At 72.7% G+C, this 20,210-nt stretch carries 17 protein-coding genes and 1 pseudogene; 8 read left to right on the forward strand and 10 right to left on the reverse strand.

The genetic code is table 11. From position 1 onward, the window contains the following. Window positions 1-12: 12 nt before the first annotated feature. From AC0VY3_RS32420 to AC0VY3_RS32455, 8 genes are all read right to left on the reverse strand, one after another. Window positions 13-894: an ABC transporter permease subunit gene (locus AC0VY3_RS32420; RefSeq protein ID WP_103512018.1), complete on the reverse strand. Its 882-nt coding sequence runs from the start codon at window positions 892-894 to the stop codon at window positions 13-15. Next, window positions 891-1,844, reverse strand: a complete 954-nt coding sequence (locus AC0VY3_RS32425; RefSeq protein ID WP_103512019.1) for an ABC transporter ATP-binding protein — start codon at window positions 1,842-1,844, stop codon at window positions 891-893. Before AC0VY3_RS32425 ends, AC0VY3_RS32420 begins: the two co-directional genes overlap by 4 nt. A gap of 72 nt (window positions 1,845-1,916) precedes the next feature. Further along, window positions 1,917-2,420, reverse strand: a complete 504-nt coding sequence (locus tag AC0VY3_RS32430; protein ID WP_475551226.1) for a multidrug transporter — start codon at window positions 2,418-2,420, stop codon at window positions 1,917-1,919. Between the two features lie 52 nt (window positions 2,421-2,472). Continuing rightward, the gene (locus AC0VY3_RS32435; RefSeq protein WP_103512020.1) at window positions 2,473-4,620 is read right to left on the reverse strand and encodes a peptidase domain-containing ABC transporter; all 2,148 of its coding nucleotides are present in this window, start codon (window positions 4,618-4,620) and stop codon (window positions 2,473-2,475) included. Next, window positions 4,617-5,129, reverse strand: a complete 513-nt coding sequence (locus AC0VY3_RS32440) for a hypothetical protein (RefSeq protein ID WP_475551227.1) — start codon at window positions 5,127-5,129, stop codon at window positions 4,617-4,619. The genes AC0VY3_RS32435 and AC0VY3_RS32440 overlap by 4 nt, the downstream gene beginning before the upstream one ends. Further along, window positions 5,123-8,437: a type 2 lanthipeptide synthetase LanM family protein gene (locus AC0VY3_RS32445; protein ID WP_475551228.1), complete on the reverse strand. Its 3,315-nt coding sequence runs from the start codon at window positions 8,435-8,437 to the stop codon at window positions 5,123-5,125. The genes AC0VY3_RS32440 and AC0VY3_RS32445 overlap by 7 nt, the downstream gene beginning before the upstream one ends. An 89-nt stretch (window positions 8,438-8,526) precedes the next feature. Then, complete coding sequence (locus AC0VY3_RS32450; RefSeq protein ID WP_475551229.1) at window positions 8,527-8,769, reverse strand: mersacidin/lichenicidin family type 2 lantibiotic; 243 nt, start codon at window positions 8,767-8,769, stop codon at window positions 8,527-8,529. 26 nt (window positions 8,770-8,795) lie between these two features. Then, window positions 8,796-9,017 (reverse strand): mersacidin/lichenicidin family type 2 lantibiotic, encoded by a 222-nt coding sequence (locus AC0VY3_RS32455; protein ID WP_030709583.1) that lies wholly within the window; start codon window positions 9,015-9,017, stop codon window positions 8,796-8,798. Between the two features lie 242 nt (window positions 9,018-9,259). On the opposite strand from AC0VY3_RS32455, the pseudogene AC0VY3_RS32460 reads away from it, so the two are divergent. Next, window positions 9,260-9,544, forward strand: a pseudogene (locus AC0VY3_RS32460) (VapC toxin family PIN domain ribonuclease); the annotation flags it as partial. 30 nt (window positions 9,545-9,574) lie between these two features. Here the strand turns inward: AC0VY3_RS32460 and AC0VY3_RS32465 are convergent. Further along, entirely contained in the window at window positions 9,575-10,531 is a 957-nt protein-coding gene (locus tag AC0VY3_RS32465) for an EamA family transporter (protein WP_103512023.1), read from the reverse strand. Between the two features lie 152 nt (window positions 10,532-10,683). On the opposite strand from AC0VY3_RS32465, the gene AC0VY3_RS32470 reads away from it, so the two are divergent. Further along, complete coding sequence (locus AC0VY3_RS32470; RefSeq protein ID WP_475551230.1) at window positions 10,684-11,610, forward strand: LysR family transcriptional regulator; 927 nt, start codon at window positions 10,684-10,686, stop codon at window positions 11,608-11,610. Here the strand turns inward: AC0VY3_RS32470 and AC0VY3_RS32475 are convergent. Next, the gene (locus tag AC0VY3_RS32475) at window positions 11,549-14,407 is read right to left on the reverse strand and encodes an FAD-binding and (Fe-S)-binding domain-containing protein (protein ID WP_475551231.1); all 2,859 of its coding nucleotides are present in this window, start codon (window positions 14,405-14,407) and stop codon (window positions 11,549-11,551) included. The genes AC0VY3_RS32470 and AC0VY3_RS32475 overlap by 62 nt on opposite strands. Before the next feature lie 288 nt (window positions 14,408-14,695). Between AC0VY3_RS32475 and AC0VY3_RS32480 the strand changes: the two genes are divergently transcribed. From AC0VY3_RS32480 to AC0VY3_RS32505, 6 genes are read left to right on the forward strand one after another with little or no spacing between them, the layout of a single operon-like run. After that, window positions 14,696-16,255, forward strand: a complete 1,560-nt coding sequence (locus tag AC0VY3_RS32480; RefSeq protein ID WP_103512025.1) for a sensor histidine kinase — start codon at window positions 14,696-14,698, stop codon at window positions 16,253-16,255. Beyond that, complete coding sequence (locus AC0VY3_RS32485) at window positions 16,252-16,674, forward strand: roadblock/LC7 domain-containing protein (RefSeq protein ID WP_030083168.1); 423 nt, start codon at window positions 16,252-16,254, stop codon at window positions 16,672-16,674. The genes AC0VY3_RS32480 and AC0VY3_RS32485 overlap by 4 nt, the downstream gene beginning before the upstream one ends. Continuing rightward, complete coding sequence (locus AC0VY3_RS32490; RefSeq protein ID WP_030083166.1) at window positions 16,671-17,042, forward strand: DUF742 domain-containing protein; 372 nt, start codon at window positions 16,671-16,673, stop codon at window positions 17,040-17,042. Before AC0VY3_RS32485 ends, AC0VY3_RS32490 begins: the two co-directional genes overlap by 4 nt. Next, window positions 17,023-17,697 (forward strand): GTP-binding protein, encoded by a 675-nt coding sequence (locus AC0VY3_RS32495; protein WP_103512027.1) that lies wholly within the window; start codon window positions 17,023-17,025, stop codon window positions 17,695-17,697. Before AC0VY3_RS32490 ends, AC0VY3_RS32495 begins: the two co-directional genes overlap by 20 nt. Next, the gene (locus AC0VY3_RS32500) at window positions 17,694-18,956 is read left to right on the forward strand and encodes a cytochrome P450 (RefSeq protein ID WP_475551232.1); all 1,263 of its coding nucleotides are present in this window, start codon (window positions 17,694-17,696) and stop codon (window positions 18,954-18,956) included. Before AC0VY3_RS32495 ends, AC0VY3_RS32500 begins: the two co-directional genes overlap by 4 nt. Continuing rightward, entirely contained in the window at window positions 18,953-20,182 is a 1,230-nt protein-coding gene (locus tag AC0VY3_RS32505; protein ID WP_242741758.1) for a cytochrome P450 family protein, read from the forward strand. Before AC0VY3_RS32500 ends, AC0VY3_RS32505 begins: the two co-directional genes overlap by 4 nt. Window positions 20,183-20,210 lie beyond the last annotated feature (28 nt).

A 20,210-nucleotide genomic window follows, 5' to 3' on the forward strand; every position in this document is an offset into this window, starting at 1 on the left:
CGGCCACCGGACTCAGGTCACGTCGCGCCGGAGCAGGAGCAGCGTTCCCGTGAGCCCGCCGATCAGGCTGTAGGCGAGGAGCACGACGGCACCGGTCCAAGCGGCGGGGGCTCCGGCGAAGAGCTCGCCCGGCGTCGTCATGATCTGGGACGCGACTCCGGGCAGCAGGACCTGGGCCTGGAGCACCCAGTCCTCCTCGATGAGGAGGTCGTGGACCGCCTGGAAGGCGAACGCGACGACCACCGAGGACAGGAAGTACAGCGCAGCCGCGGTGACGGTGGCGGCGGTCTGGCTGCGGATGAGCACGCCCAGGCAGAAGCCGAACACGCCCCACACCATGTAGGCGGCCAGGTTCAGCAGGACCGCGCCGAGCACGTCCCCGCTCCCGAGCCCGAGGCCGGCGCCCTGCGAGGACAGGAAGATCCCGCCGACGACGAGGCCGACCGAGGTCGCGACCAGCCAGAGCCCGGCCGAGGCGATGAGCACGGCGACGAGCTTGGCCGTGATGACGCGACCCCGGCGGGGCGCCGCCAGGAACGTGGCCGTCAGGGTCCGGTAGTGGTACTCGTTCGTGACCAGGAGGACGGCGAGCACACCGGCCAGCAGGAGACCGAAGACCTGCCCGGAGGTGTAGAGCGTGGCGGCGATGCGCCCCGGGTCCCCCTGGGTCTCCCAGAGGTCGCGCATCGACGCGACCTGTTCGGCCGACATGTCCTCGCGGGGGGTCAGGACCGCACCTGCCAGATAGTCCTCGAACGGCTGCATGAAGGTATGGGCCTGCCAGCTGTTCCATCCCGCCAGGAGCACCGCGATGACGGCCATCGCCAGGCCGGCGACCCACCAGGTGGGCAGCGTACGGAGCTTGAGCAGCTCACTGTTGACGAGGGCCTTCACCGGATCTCCGCCTTTCCCTGCGTAAGCCGCAGGAACGCCTGCTCGAGGTCGGGTGCGTCCTCGGTCAGTTCGTACAGTTCTCCGCCGTGGGCTGCCGCGAGTGCGGCCACCGCCCCCGTCCCCAGACCGCCGACGAACAGCAGCCCGTCCTCGGCGGGCGGGTCCGTCACGGTCGCTCCCGCCGCCGCGAGCGCCGCCGCCAGTTCCGCCGGCCGGGAGGAGCGGACCCGTACCCGGGACTCGCCCCGTACCCGCGCGGCGATGTCGCGGCTCGCGCCCTCGGCGACCAGCCGGCCCTGGCTGATGATCACGAGGTCGTCGGCGGTCTGCTCGACCTCGGAGATGAGGTGGCTGGAGACGAGCACCGTACGGCCTTCGGCAGCCAGCCCCTTCAGGAGGGCGCGCATCCAGGCGATCCCCTCGGGGTCGAGCCCGTTGGCGGGTTCGTCGAGGATGAGCACGGGTGGGTCGCCGAGCAGAGCCTGGGCCAGGTTGAGGCGTTGCCGCATGCCGAGCGAGTACTCCTCGTAGCGTCGCCCGCCCGCCCTGGCCAGTCCGACCTGGTCGAGCACCTCGTCGGCGCGGCGGGCCGGCAGCCCCGTCGCCGCGCACTGCACGCGCAGGTGGTCACGGCCCGTCCGCCTGCGGTGCGTGCCGGACTCGTCGAGCATCGCCCCGACGGTTCGGAGCGGCTGCCCCAGGTCCCGGTAGCGCTGTCCGCCGATGGTCGCGGTCCCGGAGGTCGGGGCGGTCAGTCCCAGGAGCATCCGGAGCGTCGTCGTCTTGCCCGCCCCGTTCGGACCGAGGAAACCGGTGACGCGTCCGGGGCGGACCGTGAAGGAAAGGTCCTGCACGGCGCTTCTGTCGCGGTACCGCTTCGACAGGCCGCGGAACTCCAGGGTGCGCCCGTCGGCCGGGGCCGGGGCGTCCTGCACTGCCGGTGAGGTCATGTGCTCTGTTTCCTTACCTTCGCGCGGCTGCCGTGCCGGGTATCCCGGGCGCGGCCGTGGGGGCCGCTGGAATCACGTGGTGCGGTGGACGCGCAGGTCCTCCGCCAGATGCGAGCCGCGCAGCCGGCGGGTGCGCAGCAGGCGGCGCCAGTCCGCCCGGGTGTCATGCATCAGCTGCAGGTGGAAGTAGTTGACGTACTCCGCCACGGCCAGGCCGTACAGCACCAGGCCGGCCGCCCACTCGGACGCCGGCCGGCCGGGCGCGGCCGCGGCGATGGCCACGAGGCCGACCGTCAGGGCGCCCGCGCACAGCGGCCGGAGCGCACGGAACAGTCCGATCAGGGGCGGTCGCCTTGCGCCGGTGCGCAGTTGGCGCAGCTTCAGCGCCCAGTACGCGGCCCCGGTGAGCAGGAGGACGGCGACCAGCGCGAAGCCGACCGCGTTGGGCGTGCTGAACGGTGCTCCGAGGGCCACGAAGACGGCCCAGCCGATCAGGGCGATGTTCAGCACCTCCAGCACGGCCAGGGTCCGCAGCCGGCCGAGGAGCGCTGTGCGGGAACGTGTCTCAGGGGTCACGCCGCCAGCATCGCGCACCTCGGCCGCCCGGTGGGGCGGTCGGCGCGAACCCTCAGTCATGGACCAGTTGTTGGCCGACGAGCGCCGCGTACGCGCCGTCCCGCGCGACCAGTTCGTCGTGGTCTCCCTGCTCGACGATCCGGCCGCGGTCGATGACCAGGATGCGGTCCGCGTCCCGCACGGTGCTCAGACGGTGCGCGATGACGATGCGGGTGCAGTCGAGCTCGGAGAGGTTCTCGTGCACGATCGCCTCCGTGGTGGCGTCCAGGTGGCTGGTCGCCTCGTCGAGCAGCAGGACCCGCGGCCGGTGTACGACGGCGCGGGCCAGGGCCACGCGCTGGCGCTGTCCGCCGGAGAGGCCGTTGCCGCCCTCGCCGAGGATCGTCTCGTACCCCATCGGCATGTGGGTGATGTCCTCGTGGACCGCCGCGAGCCGGGCGGCCTCGACGACGTCGTCGAGGGTGGCCTCGGGCATGACCAGCGCGATGTTGGTCAGGACCGATCCGCTGAAAATGTCCGCGTCCTGGGTGACGACGCCGCACTGGCGGCGCAGATGGCCAAGGTCGAGGTCGGTCAGCGGGGTGGAGCCGTAGGTGATCTCCCCGTCGGTCGGATCGTAGAGCCCGAGGATGAGGCGGGCCAGGGTGGACTTCCCCGAACCGCTGCTGCCGACGATGGCGATCTTCTCGCCCGGCCGGACGGTGAGGGAGATGCCCGACAGGGCCTCCGGTCCGTCCCCCGAGTAGCGGAAGCCGACGTCGGTCAGGGTGATCGGCTCGTTCAGGTCAGCTTTCGCGTCCCCCTGGCCCACGGACTCCGCGGGCTCGTTCAGCACATCGCGCAGCCGGTCGAGGTGAACCCGGATGGTCTGGAACGTCTTGATGCTGCGGCCCAGTTGGGCCACCGGGGCGAGCGCCGCGCCGGCCAGGGCGATGAGCGCGAGCATCGTTCCGAGCGACAGGTTGTCGCTGAACACGAGAGAGGCGCCGAGGACGAGCATGAGCAGCGGCGACGCGGTGCCCAGCATGCCGAGGACGCTGTCGATCCCGTTGTCGAGCCGGCTCCGGCGTACAGAGGCGTCCAGCTGCTCGGTGAACTTCTGCGACCACCGGCGCACCACGACGTGTTCGGCTCCGGAGGACTTGACCGTCTCGGCGCCGGTCACCGATTCCAGCAGGGTGCTCTGAGCCTCCCCGAGCGCCTGCAGTTCGCGTTCGGTCAGCCGTTGGGCGGCCCGGGCTGAGGCGAACATGACCCCGAGCTGGACGGCGGCGACCGCGAGGATCGCGGCGACGAACAGCAGGGACTTGAAGCCGATCACCACGAGGTAGACGCCCAGCAGGGCCACATCGAGGAAGACCGCCAGGAGCTGGCTGGAGACGGCGTCCCGGACGTACGTCATGCTCGACACCCGCACGAGCAGATCCCCGCCGGTGCGCAACTGGAAGAACTTGTACGGCAGGGACATCAGATGTCTGAGGAACGTCCCCATCATCGACCAGTCCATCCGGGTCTGGAGCCAGAGCAGCAGCTCCGCCCGCGCCAGCGTCATCAGTGCGTGGCTGACGGTGTAGGCCACGAGACCGGCCGCCAGGACCAGCAGGGTGTCCTCGCTGCGTCCGGGCAGGACGCGGTCGACGACGTACGCGGTCAGGAAGGCCGGGAGCAGCCCGAGCAGGGTGAGCGTGGCGGAGGCGCCGATGATGGCGGAGACGATGGGCACGGAACGGGGCAGGAAGGGGCGGACGAAGGACCAGAGTCCGGTCTCGACGCCGTCGCGGCGTTCGAGGTCCTCGGTCGGTTCCAGCTCCAGCGTCACCCCGGTGAAGGAGGCGTCCAGCTCCGCGTAGCCGATGTGCCGCCGCCCGGACGCGGGGTCGACGATGTCGACCCCGCGCCGGGTGAACCGTTCGATGACGACGAAGTGGTTCATGCCCCAGTGGGCGATCAGCGGCAGGCGGAGCTCGCGCAGCGCGTCCGGTTCCGCGCGGAAGGCCCGCACCTTCATGCCCAGTTCGCGTGCCTGGCGGGCGATGGACGCGGCGCTCGCCCCGTCGCGGGACAGGACCATCCGGTCGCGCAGCTCGGCGACGGCGGTGGAGCGGCCGTGGTAGCCGAGCACCATGGCAAGGGCGGCGACGCCGCACTCGACCGAGGTCGACTGCAACCGCACGGGCACACGGCGGCGGATGATGCTCACTTTTCGCTCCTTTCATCCCAGAGATCCATGAGCAGGGGGCGGGTGCCCTGGTCGAGGACCACGGATGCCCCCTCCTCCAGCTCCTCGGCGACGCCGGCAGGCAGTTCGACGAGGAGCATGGTGACCCGGGCCCCGCCCTGACCGGTCTGGAAGTCCTTGACCCGGCCCTCCACCCGCTCGCCGCCCACACTCAGCCGGACGTCGCTGTCCTTCGCCGGCGGACTGAAGTCCGGGAAGGCGAGGACACCTTGGCGTCCGTTGGTGCCGGCCAGGGTGCCGGTGGGCCCGACCGGCACTCGTACCACGAGGCCCGCGGTCACCGTGACGGCCAGGATCAGGGCTCCGGCCAGCGCCCAGCGCCAGCGGGGGCGCATCGCCTCGGGGTGGAAGCCGGTGCGGGCGGCGCCGCGCGGGTTGGCGCGGTAGGCGGCGACCATGCTCGGCCGGTAGACGCCCTCCGCGATGGCCCCGTCCGGCGGGGCCGCCGGTGCGGGCCCGCTGTTCAGCACGCCGTCCTCCCGATGTCCGGGGCGGCCAGCGTCAGCAGGTCCGGCACCCGCTCGGGGGCGGCCTTGCGCGCCAGGCCCCAGGCGATGCCGGCCAGACCGGTCATGAGCCCGGGGGTCTCCACGCCCTTGGGGACGCCGCACAGCCAGCCGTTCTCCCGGCCCTCGTGGAGCAGCGTCTTCCACACCTTGGGCAGCAGCCCGGAGACCTCCGGCTCCTGGTCGGCCCGGGTGGCCGCGTCGATGATGAGGAGGTTGCCGATGTCCCCGTGGCACAGGCTGTGGTTACCGAGGCCCGACACCGGGTCGAGGTCCAGGCCCGTGGAGATGGCGGCGAGGACCGCCGTGTGCCGGTCGCTCTCGATGAGGTCGGCCAGCTCCGGGGCGGTGCCCAGCTCCTGGAACGCGTTGCGGGCCAGCGCGATGCCCGGGGCCCCGTGGCACCAGGCGTTCATGACCGTACGTCCGCCGAGATTGGCCGGCCGCAGGTCGCGCCAGGTGCGCAGCTCCGGGTCGAAGACGGTCCGCTCGTACGTCAGCGCGTGCCGGACGGCCTCCTGGTACTCCGCGCGGGGCGCGGCCCGGTCCAGGCGGGCGAACGCGTACGCGATGCCGGAGGCCCCGTGCGAGAAGCCGGCGAGCGGCTGCTCGGGGTTGATCGGGGTGGCCCAGCCCCAGCCGTCTCCGAACTCCTGCCGGGTGGCCAGCAGACGCTCGGCGCAGCGTTCCGCGATCCGGGCGGCTCCGGTGCCGGGCCGGGCGGTCTCCAGGGCGAGGAGGGCGAGTATGGCACCCGCGGACCCGGAGACGATGTCCAGGAGCGGGTCCTCCTCGACGAGTTCGTCGATGGCGGGCAGCAGGGTGGCCGCGGCCTCGGCGTACTCGGGCCGGCCGTGGCGCACGGAGGCGTGCGCCAGGGCGTAGATCGCACCGCCGAACGGGCCGAAGGCGCCGATGCCGAACTCGTCGGCTCCCGGCTTCTTCGCGAGGCCCGCCAGAGTCTCGGCGATGAGCACCGAGCGCTTCGCCACCTGGTCGAAGGCGGCCTGGGCCAGCTCGCCGGTGCGCTCGTCGCCGGTGACGGCCGCGACGGCGTCCAGGGCGTGCGCGATGCCGGCCGTTCCGGTGTAGAGGCCGATCGGGGCGGGCGCGTACTGCCAGTACTTCTCGTCGACCAGGTCGAGGCCGATCCAGCCGAGGCCGTGTTCGTCGCGGACGCACAGGTCCGACAGCCGGTGGGCCAGGCGCAGGGCCTCCTCGGCGAAGTCGCCGGGGTCGGCGGCGCCGTCCATCCGGGGCCGGTGCCAGTTGGGCCAACGGGCATCGCTCTCGCCCATGGCGGTGGCGGCGACGCACGAGCGGATGACCCGCTCCTGGAAGGCAAGGTCCGCGTCGCCGAGGGCCGTGAGGCGTTCCCGTACGGCGATGAGGGGCGGGTAGCGGGTGCCGATCGGCTCGCCGTCCAGCCCGCCGCGCAGGGTTCCGGAGTCCGCGTCGACGGTGAACATGGGGATGTCCCCGAGGGTGAGTTCGGCGACCTCGTCCAGGACCATCGCGATGCGGGACTCGGGCATCTCGACGTGCCCGCCGGCCAGCCGGGCGAGCGAGCGCGCGTGGTCCAGGCCGTCGCGCAGGAAGTCCGGGTGGGTGCTCTCCAGCAGCAGGCGGCCGTAGATGTGGGTCGGCCGGGCGATGAGCCGGGTCCGGACGGGACCGAAGGCAGCCAACGGGCCGTTGGGGGACAGCAGTTCGGGACGGCCCGCTTCCAGCAGCCGGTAGACGTGGGTGAATCCCTCGACGAACGAGTCGACCCGGCCGACCAGGTCGATCGGTTCGCCGTCGGCGGTCATCGGGTGGTTGCGCTCGGCGTCCATCTCCATACGGCGCTTGACCAGCCGCATGCGGTCGGTGCCGCTGTCCTCCCACATCGGCACCGGCATGGGGGTCAACTGTCCCCCGTGGCCCGCGAGTCCGCTGACGTCCAAACCGAAGGTGCCGTCCTCGCCGCGCACCAGCAGGTGGTTGGGCAGGATGCCCACGGACTGCACGGAGTCGGCGAGGGTGACCGCAGCGATGTCGGTCTCGCCGTCGATCTTGACGACGGCCGCGGTCTTGTCGTTGTGGAGCAGGGCCTCCAGGTCGACGAGGACCGGGTACTCGCCCGCGGCCAGTACGTTCTCGAAGTGGAAGTCCGTGGCGTGCAGGAGGTAGAGGAGCGAGGTGAGGGCGCCCAGCCGCCAGGCGTAGCGGTCGCCGCCTGCGGCGTCGGTGGTCACGGTGGTGTCGACCTCCTCGACCCAGCCGTGGTCGCCGCGCTCCAGGATGCCGATCCGGGCCAGGTCGTGGGTGGGGTCCTGCTGCCCGACCCAGGCGAGAAGTCCGTCGAACGCGGTGTCCATGGCCAGCGAACGGGGCTTGAAGACCAGGGTGCAGGTGTCGAACTCGACCATGGCGACGGACCGGCCGCGCCGGTGCTTGTCACCGGCGCCGAACTCCAGGCGGTCGAGCCGCTGGGGCGGGCGGGTGGCGAGCAGGGTCTCGCGCAGGACGGGGAGGTCGGCGACGAGGGCCGTGATCAGCTCGGCCCGGGTGTCGATCCAGAAGCGAAGCTGGACCACGATCAGCCGTGCCAGGACCGGGTATTCGTCCCAGATGGCGAGGGCGTTGCCCTCCGAGCGCAGCAGTTCGACGTAGGAGGAGAAACGTTCCTCGGGGGTCTCGCCGACGAGGCGGTCCTCGACCCGGGCGATGTTGAGTTCGAGGACGAGGGTCCGCTGGACGTGACTGAGCAGGTCGGCGGCCGGGGCGGTCGCGCGGACGATGTCGAGGATGTGCCCGGGGTCGGCCATGACGGGGTCGTCACTGGTCCGTACGGCTTCCTCGACGAGCACGTCGAGTTCGTGGACGGCGCCCTCCACGAGGGGGCGGATCACTTCCAGGAGGCCCATGTCGGGGTCGAGGCGGCGAGTGGCGTCGGTGGTGGCCATGCCCTCGTCCCACCAGCCCCGGAAGGTGCGGTGCCAGTCGGGTTCGTCCGCCATGCGGCCGGCCAGGGACGCATCGTCCTCACCGAGCAGCGAGGTCAGCCGGTCCGCGTCGACGCCCAGCGGTTCCAGCCGCGTGTCCAGGGTGGCCCGTCCGCCGGTCAGAGGTGCCAGCTCCCGCCACATGGACAGGCGCTTCTCGCCCCGTACCGGGTCGGACTGCGACGGAGTCCCGGCGAGCCTCTCGCTCAGGGTGGCGGCCCGGTGCCAGGGGAGGTGGGCCCCGGCCGGCCGGACGGTGGGGTGCTCGCTTGCGTCGTCAGGCATTCCGCTCTTCCTCCTGGGGCATGAAACATGACCGGCGGGGGCGCACGAACGCCCGCCCCTGCCGGTCACGCCGTTTCTTCGGTACGCTGCTAGTTCTTGCAGGGCTTACCGGGGTTGCAGGCGAGACCGCAGACGGTCCAACCCGAATACCACGGCAGGCACGAGCAGCACCCGAGAGTGCCGAGAACTCCGGAGCCGGCTCCGTTGATCTCGGTCAGCTCCTCGTCGGTGATTGCGGTGAGGCCTTCGCCCGACGGATGGGCGGGGGCCTCACTCCCGAGGGACAGCCGGTAATCGGCGCCCTTCCAGGACCGGACTATGTCCACGTACATCACTCCTTGTCAGGAATCGGGCAGGCTCAGCAACAGCCGCGCGTGCCCATGCTGCAGCTGCCGCAGAGGGTTCCGGTCGGGGAGCACACGGTCACAGTCAGAGTGATCGTTGCGCACGCCCAGGTGGTCCCGCCCGCAACACCGTCGAGCTGGTCGTCGGCCAGCTCGACGAGGCCCGCCGGGTTGGCGGGAGCCTCGCTGAGGGTGGCCCGGTACTCGGGGTCCTTCCATGCGCGAACAAGGTTCATTTGTCTTCACCTCCCTTCGCCGAGGATGCGGAACCGCCCCGTGGGGTGGTTCCGAGTGCCATCCTCGGCGGCCCTCATCCAGGCGGAATACCGCGCGGGCGGAGCGGTGCGCACATGCGGCGCATACGCGGGGTGGTGAGGGCGGTGGGGGCGGGGCGTGCGGACGGCGCTGTGCGGCCGCTCCGTGTGCCGCCCGAGCAGCGGGTTCCCCGCACCCACCACCCTGCGCCAGGCGGGGCTACCTGGGGGTTCCCGGCGCCCTCCAGGCGATGGAGGCGCTGAACTCCCGCATCGACGACGGGCAGTACCGCCTCGCCGAGCTCAAGCTCGCGGACCTGCACACCGCTCATGAGGTCCGGCAGAAGTACGAGGGGCTGCGGCTCGACCTGGCCGACGCGGTCGGAGTGGTCCTGGCCGACCGCTGCCGAACAGATCGCATCCTCACCCTGGACCAGCGCGACTTCCGCGCGGTGTCACCGCTGACTCCCGGGCTGGACTCCTTCCGGATCCTGCCCGCCGACTGCTGAGGACCCCCAGGGCCGCGGACGAGCCACGGCTCACGCCTCGCGTCGTGGCGCCGCCCCCGACCGGCTGCGCACCGCGCCGATGCTCGCCCCGATGACCAGGGCGATGGCGAGGGCATCCGTCGTGGAGAGGGCCTGGTCCAGGATCAGGAAGCCCGCACCGGCGGCGATGGCCGGCTCCAGGCTCATCATCACGGCGAACGTGGGCGCCGGCAGCCGGCGCAGGGCCATCAGCTCCAGGGTGTACGGGAGCACCGAGCTGAGGACCGCCACCGCCGCGCCGAGCGCCACCGTGGACGGGACCGTGAGCTTCGCCCCGGACTCGATGATGCCGAGCGGCAGCGAGAGGACCGCGGCGACCACCATCGCCAGCGCGAGCCCGTCCGCCTGCGGGAAGCGGCGGCCGGTGCGGGCGCTGAAGACGATGTACGCCGCCCACATCGCCCCGGCCCCCAGGGCGAAGGCCGCGCCGACCGGGTCGAGGCGGTCGAAGCCGCCGCCGCCCAGAAGCACGACGCCGACGAGGGCGAGCCCGGCCCACAGGACGTTGATCAGGCGGCGGGAGGCGAACACCGAGAGGGCGAGCGGGCCGAGCACCTCCAGGGTGACGGCGATACCGAGCGGGATCCGGTCCAGCGCCAGGTAGAAGAGCGTGTTCATGCCGCCCATCGCGAGACCGAAGGCCAGCACCGTGCCCCAGTCCGCTCGCGAGTGGCCGCGCAGCTTCGGGCGGCAGATCACCAGCAGGATCAGCGCGGCGGCCACCAGCCGCAGGGTGACGACGCCCAGCGCACCCGCCTTCGGCATCAGCAGCGCCGCGACCGCCGAGCCGAACTGGACGGACAGGCCGCCGGCGACCACCAGCGCGATCGGCGTCAGCGCCGCCCGGCGGTCCGACCAGGACCGTCCGGCGCCTTCGAGTGCCGTCACCGCTTCGGGTACGGCGACGGCTGCGGCGGCCGGTTCGGCGGCGCTGCGCTGGTCGTTCACGGGGGGCCTTCCGGGGACGAGCGAATAAGTGCACTGCAATGCACTGGACGGTACAGGATGACGAACTACGTCCGCCATGGGTTTCCCTTCACCGTAAGGACGCCCGCGCGTTCCGTGAAATGCCGATCACGCTCTCGTTATGCTTCCGGCGCATGAGCGAGGAACCGACCACGGGCCGCCCCGTGGAACTCCGGCATCTGCGGGCCTTCCTCGCGGTCGCCGACGAGCTCAACATCACGCGCGCCGCCGCCCGCCTCCGGCTGACCCAGCCCGCCGTGTCCCGCACCCTCGCCGCGCTGGAGCGGCATCTCGGGGTCCGGCTCGTCGACCGTTCCACCCACCACCTCGCCCTCACCCCCGACGGCGTCGCCTTCCGCGACAAGGCCGCCGCCGCGGTCACCGCCTTCGACGAGGCGCTCGACCCCGGGCGGCTGCGCACCTGGCCGCTGCGGCTCGGGCACGCCTGGTCCGCGTTCGGGCCGTACACCACACCGCTGCTGCGGACCTGGCAGGAACGCTTCCCGGGCACCCCGCTGGAGCTGCTCCGGATCGACGACCGCACCGCCGGGCTGACCCGGGGCGAGGTGGACGCGGCGCTGCTGCGCGGGCCGGTGGACGCGCCGGGGCTGGTCACCGAGGTGCTGTTCACCGAGGTACGGGTGGCGGCGGTGACCGCGGACGGGCCGCTCGCGGCGCGCACCTCGCTCGCACTCGCCGACCTCGCGGACGGCCCGGTCGTCCTGAACACCGTCTCCGGCACGACCACCGTGGACCTGTGGCCGCCGCACGCCCGCCCGGCCGCCACCCTCACCGTCGGCAACACCGACGACTGGCTCACCGCCATCGCCGCCGGGCGCGGCAGCGGGGTGTCCACCGCGTCGACCGCGGACCTGCACCCGCACGCGGGGGTCGCCTACGTCCCGCTCGACGACGCCCCGGCCGTCCCGGTCCTCCTCGCCCGCCGCGACGCCCCCGGGCACCCGGCGCTCCCCCGGCTCATCTCGCTGGCCCGGGAGATCATCGCCCGGGACTCGACGCGCCGGCCCCCGGGACGGGCTCCGGGAGAGCCTCCGCGATGACCTCCGCGAGGTGCCGGGCCCTGCGGCCGGCCAGCTGGTCGAGCTGCGTACGGCAGGAGAAGCCGTCCGCGAGGAGTTCCGTCCCGGGTTCCGCCTCCCGTACGGCGGGGAGCAGCCGCTCCTCCGCGCAGGCGACCGACACCTCCCAGTGCCCCCTCTCGAAGCCGAAGTTCCCGGCGAGCCCGCAGCAGCCGCCGCTGAGTTCGCCGGTCAGGCCCAGCCGTTCCCGCAGCCGCCGTTCCGCCGCGTCGCCGAGCACCGCGTGCTGGTGGCAGTGCGTCTGGCCGACGGCCGGGCGGTCCAGGCGGGGCGGTGTCCAGTCGGGGGCGTACTCCTCCAGGTACTGGGCGAACGTCCGTACAGAAGAAGCCAGTTCGGCGGCGCGCGGGTCGTCGGGGAGGAGTTCGGGCAGATCGGTGCGCAGGGTCGCGGCGCAGCTCGGCTCCAGGACGACGAGCGGCTGCCCGGGGAAGAGGTCCAGCCGGTCCAGGGTGCGGCGCATCACCCTGCGGGCCGCGTCGAGCTGCCCGGTCGATACGTACGTGAGCCCGCAGCACACCCCGCGCGGCGGCGGCAGCACCGTACGCCCCGTCGCCTCCTCCAGCACCCGCACCGCCGCCCGGCCGACCTGCGGGGAGAGATGCTCGGTGAAGGTGTCGGCCCAGAGGTGCACCACCCGGTCCGTCGACAGGACGTGCGTCCCCGTGCCCTGCCGCGCGCGCAGCCACCGGCTGTACGTCTCGGTCGCCAGCACCGGGATCGCCCGCTCGGGTGCGATCCCCGCCGCCCGCTTCGCGAGCGCGGCGAGCGGCCGCAGCCGGGCCAGCGCGTTGAGCGGGCGGGCGAACGGGGCGGCCAGCCGCAGCCACTGCGGGAGACGGCCCATCGCGTAGTGCGATGCGGGCCTGATCCTGCCCCGGTAGTGGTGGTGCAGGAACTCCGCCTTGTACGTGGCCATGTCGACGCTCACCGGGCAGTCGCTGCGGCAGCCCTTGCAGGAGAGGCACAGGTCGAGCGCGTCCCGGACCTCGGTGCTGCCCCAGCCGTCCGTGATGACCTCACCGGCCAGCATCTCGTGGAGGAGCCGGGCCCGGCCCCGGGTCGAGTGGGCCTCCTCACCGGTCGCACGGAAGGACGGGCACATGACGCCCGCGCCGCTCGCCTCCGTCGTACGGCACTTGGCGACGCCGACGCAGCGGCGGACCGCACCCGCGAAGTCCCCGCCGTCCTGCGGATAGCCGAACTCCACGTCCACCGGGCGTTTCGGCAGGACCGCGAAGCGCAGGTTCTCGTCGAGGCGGGCCGGGCGGGCGAGGATGCCCGGGTTCAGGCCGCCGGACGGGTCCCACAGGTCCTTGAACGTGCCGAAGAGGGCGACGAGTTCGTCTCCGTACATCCGGGGCAGCAGCTCAGCCCGCGCCTGGCCGTCGCCGTGTTCGCCGCTGAGGGAGCCGCCGTGCGCGACGACGAGGTCGGCCGTCTCCTCGGAGAACCGGCGGAAGCGGGCCACCCCTTCCGGGCTGATCAGGTCGAAGTCGATTCGGACGTGGATGCAGCCGTCGCCGAAGTGGCCGTACGGGGTGCCGCGCAGGCCGTGTTCGGCGAGCAGCGCCCGGAAGTCGCGGAGGTACGCGCCGAGCCGGGCGGGCGGCACCGCGCAGTCCTCCCAGCCGGGCCAGGCCTCACTGCCGTCGGCCATCCGGGTCGCGGTGCCGGCGGCGTCCTCGCGGATCCGCCACAGGGCCCGCTGCCCGGCCGGGTCCGTGACGACCGTGCCGTCCACGGCGTCGGCGGCCCGCAGGATGCGCTCGGCGTGCGCCCTCGCTTCGGCCGGGGTGTCGCCGCCGATCTCGACGAACAGCCAGGCGGCTCCGCGCGGCAGCCCGGCGGACTCCCGTACGAGGTCGGCGGCCATGCCCTCGACGGTGAGCGGGCCGTACGGGAGGAGACCCGGGGCGGCGTCGGCGGCTGCGGACTCGTCGGCGTAGCCGAGGACGGCCAGGGCGCGGGCGCGCGGGGCCTCGACCAGGCGCACGGTGGCCTCGGTGACGACGCCGAGGGTGCCCTCGCTGCCGCAGAACGCCCGGACCGGGTCGGGGCCGCCGGGGTGTTCGGGGAGCAGGGCGTCGAGCGCGTAGCCGGAGATGCGGCGCGGGAGGTCGGGGTAGCCGGTGCGGAGGAGGGCCAGGTGGGAGGCGATCAGTTCGGTGACGCCTTCGGGGTGCTCTCCGCCCCCCTGCTCCAGACGCAGCGCCTCGCCGCCGTAGCGGACCACCGACAGCGCCCGCACGTTGTCCGCCGTCGTGCCCCAGGCCACCGAGTGCGCGCCGCAGGAGTTGTTGCCGATCATTCCGCCGAGGGTGCAGCGGCTGTGGGTGGAGGGGTCGGGGCCGAAGGTCAGGCCGTGGGGTGCGGCGGCGGCCCGCAGGTCGTCCAGGATCACTCCGGGCTGGACGACGGCGGTGCGGGCGACGGGATCCAGGTCGAGGACCGTGCGCAGATGGCGGGTCAGATCGAGGACGAGGCCGGTGCCGGTGGCCTGTCCCGCGATGGACGTGCCGCCGCCACGCGCCACCACCGGCACCCCGTGCTCCCGGCAGACGGCCAGGGCGGCGGCGATGTCGTCGGCGTCGCGTGGGGCGAGCACGCCGAGCGGAACGCGGCGGTGGTTGGAGGCGTCCATGGTCGTCAACGCCCGTGCGGCGGCCCCGAAGTCGCTCGTGCCGCGTACGGCGGAGCGGAGCGCGGCGACGAAAGCCGGGGAAGGTCCGGGATGCGGTCGATGCTGTTCGGCCATTCCTTCAGCATGCCGTCGGTACAGGTGAACTCTTGGGATCCACGCGGACGAACGTGCGTAAGCCGCACAAAAAAGCCCACAAGATCTTCCCAAACAGACCGTCAAGTCTCCTATAGTGACCAAGACTTGCGCAGGAACTATCAGCTCCAGTTGTGCATGATCGCCCGTACCCGTGCCGAACTGTCCTGAATTCGACTGGTCGGTTTCGCTCGATCCGTACCACCCGCTCTGCCCGTACCGCCCGCACTGCCCCATACCGCCCGCACCGTCCGCCACCGAGGACTCCGATTGCGCCCCTCACACCGGCCCACCGCACTCGCCCTGCTGATCTCGGCAGCCGCAACCGGCACGCTGACCCTGTGGGGCGTCGCCGCGGCCCCCGACACGGTACGGACTCCGCTGGCCTGGGGCGCGGGCGCAGCCGCCGTGCTGCTGAGCGTCTGCGTGGCCGTCACCGTCCACACCCTGGGTACCGCGCGGACGCTGCGCGCCCTGCGGGCCGCCGACGCCCAGCGGTTCACCTCCGAGACCTCGCGGCTGGTCTCCTCCTCCGCCGTCGAGGCCCAGCGCTTCACCGCGGAGACGGCCAGGATCAAGGGCGCCGCCTCCGCCGAGACCGCCCGGGTCGCCGCCGAGGCCCGCGCCGAGAACGAGCGGATCGCCGCGGACGCCGCCGCCGAGCAGGCCCGGCTCAAGGTCACCGTCGACCGGCTGGCCGCCCGCGCCACCCGCGCCGAGACCGAGCGCTCCGCGGCCGTCGCCGCCTGCGCCAACGCGGCGGGGCGGATGCAGGCTCTGGCCACCAGCATGCTGGCCGACCTCCGCGAGATGGAGCACCGGCACTCCGACGAGTCCGTGCTCGGGGACCTGCTCCACCTGGACCACCGCACCGCCCAGGCGGGCCGCCTCGCCGACTCCATCGCCGTGCTGACCGGGGCCCGTTCCGGGCGGCGCTGGGCCAAGCCGATCGTCATGGAGTCGATCCTGCGGGGCGCGATGGGCCGGATCGGCAGCTACCAGCGGGTCCGGTTGCACTCCACCAGCGATGTCGCCATCGCCGGTCACGCGGCCGAGGGCGTCATGCACGCGCTCGCCGAACTCCTCGACAACGCTGCCAACTTCTCGCCGCCCACCGCCGAGGTCCACGTGTACGTGGAGGAGGTCCCGGCGGGCATCGTCATCACCGTCGAGGACAGCGGGCTCGTGATGAGCGAGGTGCAGCTGCGCCGTGCGGAGCGGGCCGTCTCGGCCGAGAACCAGGACCTCACCAACCTCTCCGGCACCCGCCTCGGGCTCGCCGTCGTCGGCCGGCTGGCCCGTAAGCACGGCCTGACCGTCGCCTTCCGGCCGTCCGCCCGGGGCGGCACCGGCGCGCTGATGATGCTCCCGCAGGAGCTGATCTCCCGCGCCACCGCACCGACCGCGGTGGCCCCGACGGCGACGGGCCCGGACCGGGCCCAGGACCAGGCCGGCACCACCGCACCGGCCACCGCCCCCGCCGAGCCGGAGCCCTCGCACGCCTCGGCCGCCGGAGCGGACACCGCCGACGCCGCCCCCACGGCCCGGTCCCTCGCCGAGGACGACGCCTCCACACCCCCGACCCCGGCGGCGGAGTCGGAGTCGGAGTCCACCGGCGCCGTGCCCGCGTTCGGCGAGAGCGGCCTGCCCAAGCGCCGACGCGGCCGCACCCTGGCCGCCGCCGAAGCCCGTACCGGCAACGCCACCCCCGGCGGAGCCGACACCCCCCGGGCCCGTACCACCGACCCGAAGGTCCAGGCCGCGCGCTTCAGCACCTTCAGCAAGGCGGTACGAGCCAACTCCCCGCACCCGGAAGGCAACACCCGATGACCGCGACCACCGACGAGAAGCTCAACTGGCTGCTGGAGGGGCTGCTCGACCGCACCCCCGGTACCCGCCACGCCCTCGTCCTGTCCCGCGACGGCCTCAAGCTGTGCCGCACCCCCGAGCTCTCCGTCGACCAGGCCGACCAGCTGGCCGCGATCTCCGCCGGGATCCAGAGCCTGTCGCACGGGGCGTCCGTCGAGTTCGGCGACGGCACCGGCGGCGTACGGTCCGCGATGGCCGAGTTCTACGGCGGCGTGCTGTTCATCGTCGAGGCGGGGGCCGGGGCCCACCTGGCCGTCGTCGCCGACGAGGACTCCGACGTCGGCCTCGTCGGCCACAACATGAGCGAGCTCGTCGAGCAGCTCGGTGAGCATCTGGTCGCCCCGCCGCGCTCACCCGTGGCAGAGAGTTCGGCCGTATGACGACGGCACCCCGCCCCCGACCGGGCCGCGACGACGATCCGGACCGGCTGTACACCCTCACCGGTGGCCGCAGCCGTTCCGACTCCGCCGCCTTCGACCTGGTGACGCTCGTCGTCGCCGAGTGCGATCCGGCCCCCGGGATGCAGTCCGAGCACGTCGCGATCCTGCGGATGTGCCAGGGCCCCACCGCCGTCGTCGAGATAGCCGCGAACCTGAACCTGCCGGTCAGCATCGTCCGCATCATGCTGTGCGATCTGCTCGACACCGGCCGGATCAGCGCCCGCCACCCCCGTACAGCCCGTGTCGCGGACCGGCTCCCCGACCCCGACATCCTGGAACAGGTGCTCGTTGGACTCCGCAACCTCTGACCGCGCCGCCCTGAGCGCGACGGCCGACAACGGACTCAAGATCGTTGTCGTCGGCGGCTTCGGGGTCGGCAAGACCACCATGGTCCGATCCGTGAGCGAGATCCGTCCGCTCAACACGGAGGAGACCATGACCCGCGCGGGCGAGGCCGTCGACGACCTCGACGGCGTCCAGGCCAAGACGTCCACCACGGTGGCGTTCGACTTCGGCCGGATCACGCTCGACGAACGCTCCGTGCTGTACCTCTTCGGCGCGCCCGGACAGGAACGCTTCTGGTTCCTGTGGGACCGGCTGTTCTCGGGCACGCTCGGCGCGGTCGTCCTCGTCGACACCCGCCGGCTCGCCGACTCCTGGTACGCCATCGACCGCCTGGAGCACCACGGCACCCCCTTCATCGTGGCGTGCAACGACTTCGGCGGCCCGCTCCACAGCGAGCAGCAGATCCGGGAGGCCCTGGACCTCTCGGAGGACGTGCCGCTGGTGGAGTGCGACGCCCGCGACCGGTCCTCCAGCAAGTACGTGCTCATCACGCTCGTCGAGCACCTCGCCGCGCTCTCCGCCGCCCGTCTCCAGGCCACCGGAACGACCGCCTCCGCGGCGGCCGCTCCCGCGGCGGCCCTGGCGGCGGCCGGCCCGACCCCGGAGTCCGCCCCGTGACCACTGTCTCCGGCTGCCCCGTCACCCACGCGTCCGTCCCCCTGTCCGGGCCCCGCTTCCAGATCGACCCGGTCCAGCTCTACCGGGACCTGCGACGCGAACACGGGGCCATCGCCCCGGTCGTGCTGGACGGCGACGTGCCCGCCTGGCTCGTCCTCGGCTACCGCGAGCTGCACCAGGTCACCGGCGACCCGGTCCTCTTCAGCCGGGACTCCGACCTGTGGAACCAGTGGGACCGCATCCCGGACGACTGGCCGCTGCTGCCGATGATCGGGCGCAAGCAGAATTCGATCCTCTACACCGTCGGCGAGCGCCACAGCGTCCGCGCCATGATGATCAGCAACGCGCTGGAGGGCGTCGACCCGTTCTCCCTGAAGCGGTACGCGGAGGAGTTCGCGGACGAGCTGATCGACCGGTTCTGCACCAAGGGCTCGGTCGACATCATCGCGGACTACGCCAAGCTGCTGCCCGCCCTGGTCCTGGCCAGGATCTACGGCTTCTCCGACGAGGAGGCGTACCCGCTGGTCGGCGCGATCAACGACATGATCGACGGCGGGGAGCGGGCGCTCGTCGGACAGCAGCACCTGGGCACCTCGATGTTCCAGCTGCTGGCGGACAAGCACGCCGAGCCCGGTGACGACGTCGCCAGCCGGATGATCGCGGACGCGGGCGGCTTCACCGACGAGGAGGTCGCCCAGGACCTCATGGTGATGATGGCGGCCGGCCACCAGCCGACCGCCGACTGGATGGGCAACTCACTGCGCCTGATGCTCACCGACGACCGGTTCGCCGCCTCGCTCTCGGGCGGCCGGCACAGCGTCGCCGAGGCGATGAACGAGGTCCTCTGGGAGGACACCCCGACGCAGAACGTGGCCGGCCGCTGGGCCGCCCGCGACACCCACATCGGCGGCCGCCACGTCCGCGCGGGCGACCTGCTGCTCCTGGGCCTCGCCGCCGCCAACGGCGACCCGCAGGTGCGCACCGACGGTTCGGCGCTGACCGGCGGCAACAACGCCTTCCTCTCCTTCGGACACGGCGAGCACCGCTGCCCGTTCCCGGCCCAGGAGACCGCCGAGGTCATCGCCCGTACCGGCATCGAGGTCCTGCTCGACCGGCTGCCGGACGTGGACCTCGCCGTCGTCCCCGAGCAGCTCACCCGCCGCCCGTCACCGTGGCTGCGCGGTCTGACGGACCTGCCGGTGACCTTCACGCCCACGCCCGCCCTCGGCAGACCCGGACACTTCGGAGGCCCCGCATGACCCGCATCGCGCTCGACCCGTTCGTCACCGACCTCGACGGCGAGAGCGCCGCACTGCGGGCCGCCGGTCCGCTGGCCGAGGTGGAGCTGCCGGGCGGTGTGCACGTGTACGCGGTCACCCGCCACGCGGAGGCCCGCGCGCTGCTCACCGACAGCCGGGTGGTCAAGGACATCAACGTCTGGGGCGCCTGGCAGCGCGGCGAGATACCGATGGACTGGCCGCTGATCGGCCTGGCCAACCCGGGCCGCTCGATGCTGACGGTCGACGGGGCCGACCACCGCCGGCTCCGTACGCTGGTGGCGCAGGCGCTCACGGTGAAGCGGGTGGAGCGGCTGCGGGCGGGCATCGAAGCGCTCACGAACGCGAGCCTGGAGAAGCTGGCGGCCCTCCCGGCCGGGGAGCCGGTGGACCTGAAGGCGGAGTTCGCCTACCCCCTCCCGATGAACGTCATCAGCGAGCTGATGGGCGTGGACGCGGCGGACCACCCGCGGCTGAAGGAGCTGTTCGAGAAGTTCTTCTCGACGCAGACGCCGCCGGAGGAGGTCCCGCAGATGATGGCGGACCTCGGAACGCTCTTCACGAAGATCGTCGACGCCAAGCGGGCGAACCCGGGCGACGACCTGACCAGCGCCCTGATCGCGGCCTCCGAGAACGGCGACCACCTCACCGACGAGGAGATCGTCAACACGCTGCAGCTGATCATCGCCGCCGGACACGAGACCACGATCAGCCTGATCGTCAACGTCGTGGAGGCGCTCCAGACCCACCCGGAGCAGCGCAAGAAGGTCCTCGACGGCGAGATCGGCTGGGAGGGCGTGATCGAGGAGACGCTGCGCTGGAACACCCCGACCTCGCACGTCCTGATCCGCTTCGCGACGGAGGACATCGAGGTCGGCGACAAGGTCCTGCCGAAGGGCGAGGGCCTGATCATCTCGTTCGGCGCGCTGGGCCGGGACGAGGAGCAGTACGGCCCGACGGCGGGCGAGTTCGACGCCACCCGCACCCCGAACCGCCACATCGCCTTCGGCCACGGCCCGCACGTCTGCCCGGGCGCGGCGCTGTCCCGCCTGGAGGCAGGCATCGCGCTCCCCGCCCTCTACGAGCGCTTCCCGGAACTGGACCTGGCGGTCCCGGCGTCCGAGCTGCGCAACAAGCCGATCGTGACGCAGAACGACCTGCACGAGCTGCCGGTGAAGCTGGGCTGCCCGTTCGGCGGCGACGCCTGACCGCTCGCCGCAGGTGACGTCCACGGGC

This window comes from Streptomyces sp. iso_384 (genome assembly GCF_056172905.1).

Bases quoted from the DNA above. Each gene is read 5' to 3' on its own strand.
- AC0VY3_RS32425 (WP_103512019.1), bottom strand. From the start codon at position 1,844: ATGACCTCACCGGCAGTGCAGGACGCCCCGGCCCCGGCCGACGGGCGC.
- AC0VY3_RS32445 (WP_475551228.1), bottom strand. From the start codon at position 8,437: ATGCCTGACGACGCAAGCGAGCACCCCACCGTCCGGCCGGCCGGGGCC.
- AC0VY3_RS32450 (WP_475551229.1), bottom strand. From the start codon at position 8,769: ATGTACGTGGACATAGTCCGGTCCTGGAAGGGCGCCGATTACCGGCTG.
- AC0VY3_RS32455 (WP_030709583.1), bottom strand. From the start codon at position 9,017: ATGAACCTTGTTCGCGCATGGAAGGACCCCGAGTACCGGGCCACCCTC.
- AC0VY3_RS32470 (WP_475551230.1), top strand. From the start codon at position 10,684: ATGAGCGAGGAACCGACCACGGGCCGCCCCGTGGAACTCCGGCATCTG.
- AC0VY3_RS32475 (WP_475551231.1), bottom strand. From the start codon at position 14,407: ATGGCCGAACAGCATCGACCGCATCCCGGACCTTCCCCGGCTTTCGTC.
- AC0VY3_RS32485 (WP_030083168.1), top strand. From the start codon at position 16,252: ATGACCGCGACCACCGACGAGAAGCTCAACTGGCTGCTGGAGGGGCTG.
- AC0VY3_RS32490 (WP_030083166.1), top strand. From the start codon at position 16,671: ATGACGACGGCACCCCGCCCCCGACCGGGCCGCGACGACGATCCGGAC.
- AC0VY3_RS32505 (WP_242741758.1), top strand. From the start codon at position 18,953: ATGACCCGCATCGCGCTCGACCCGTTCGTCACCGACCTCGACGGCGAG.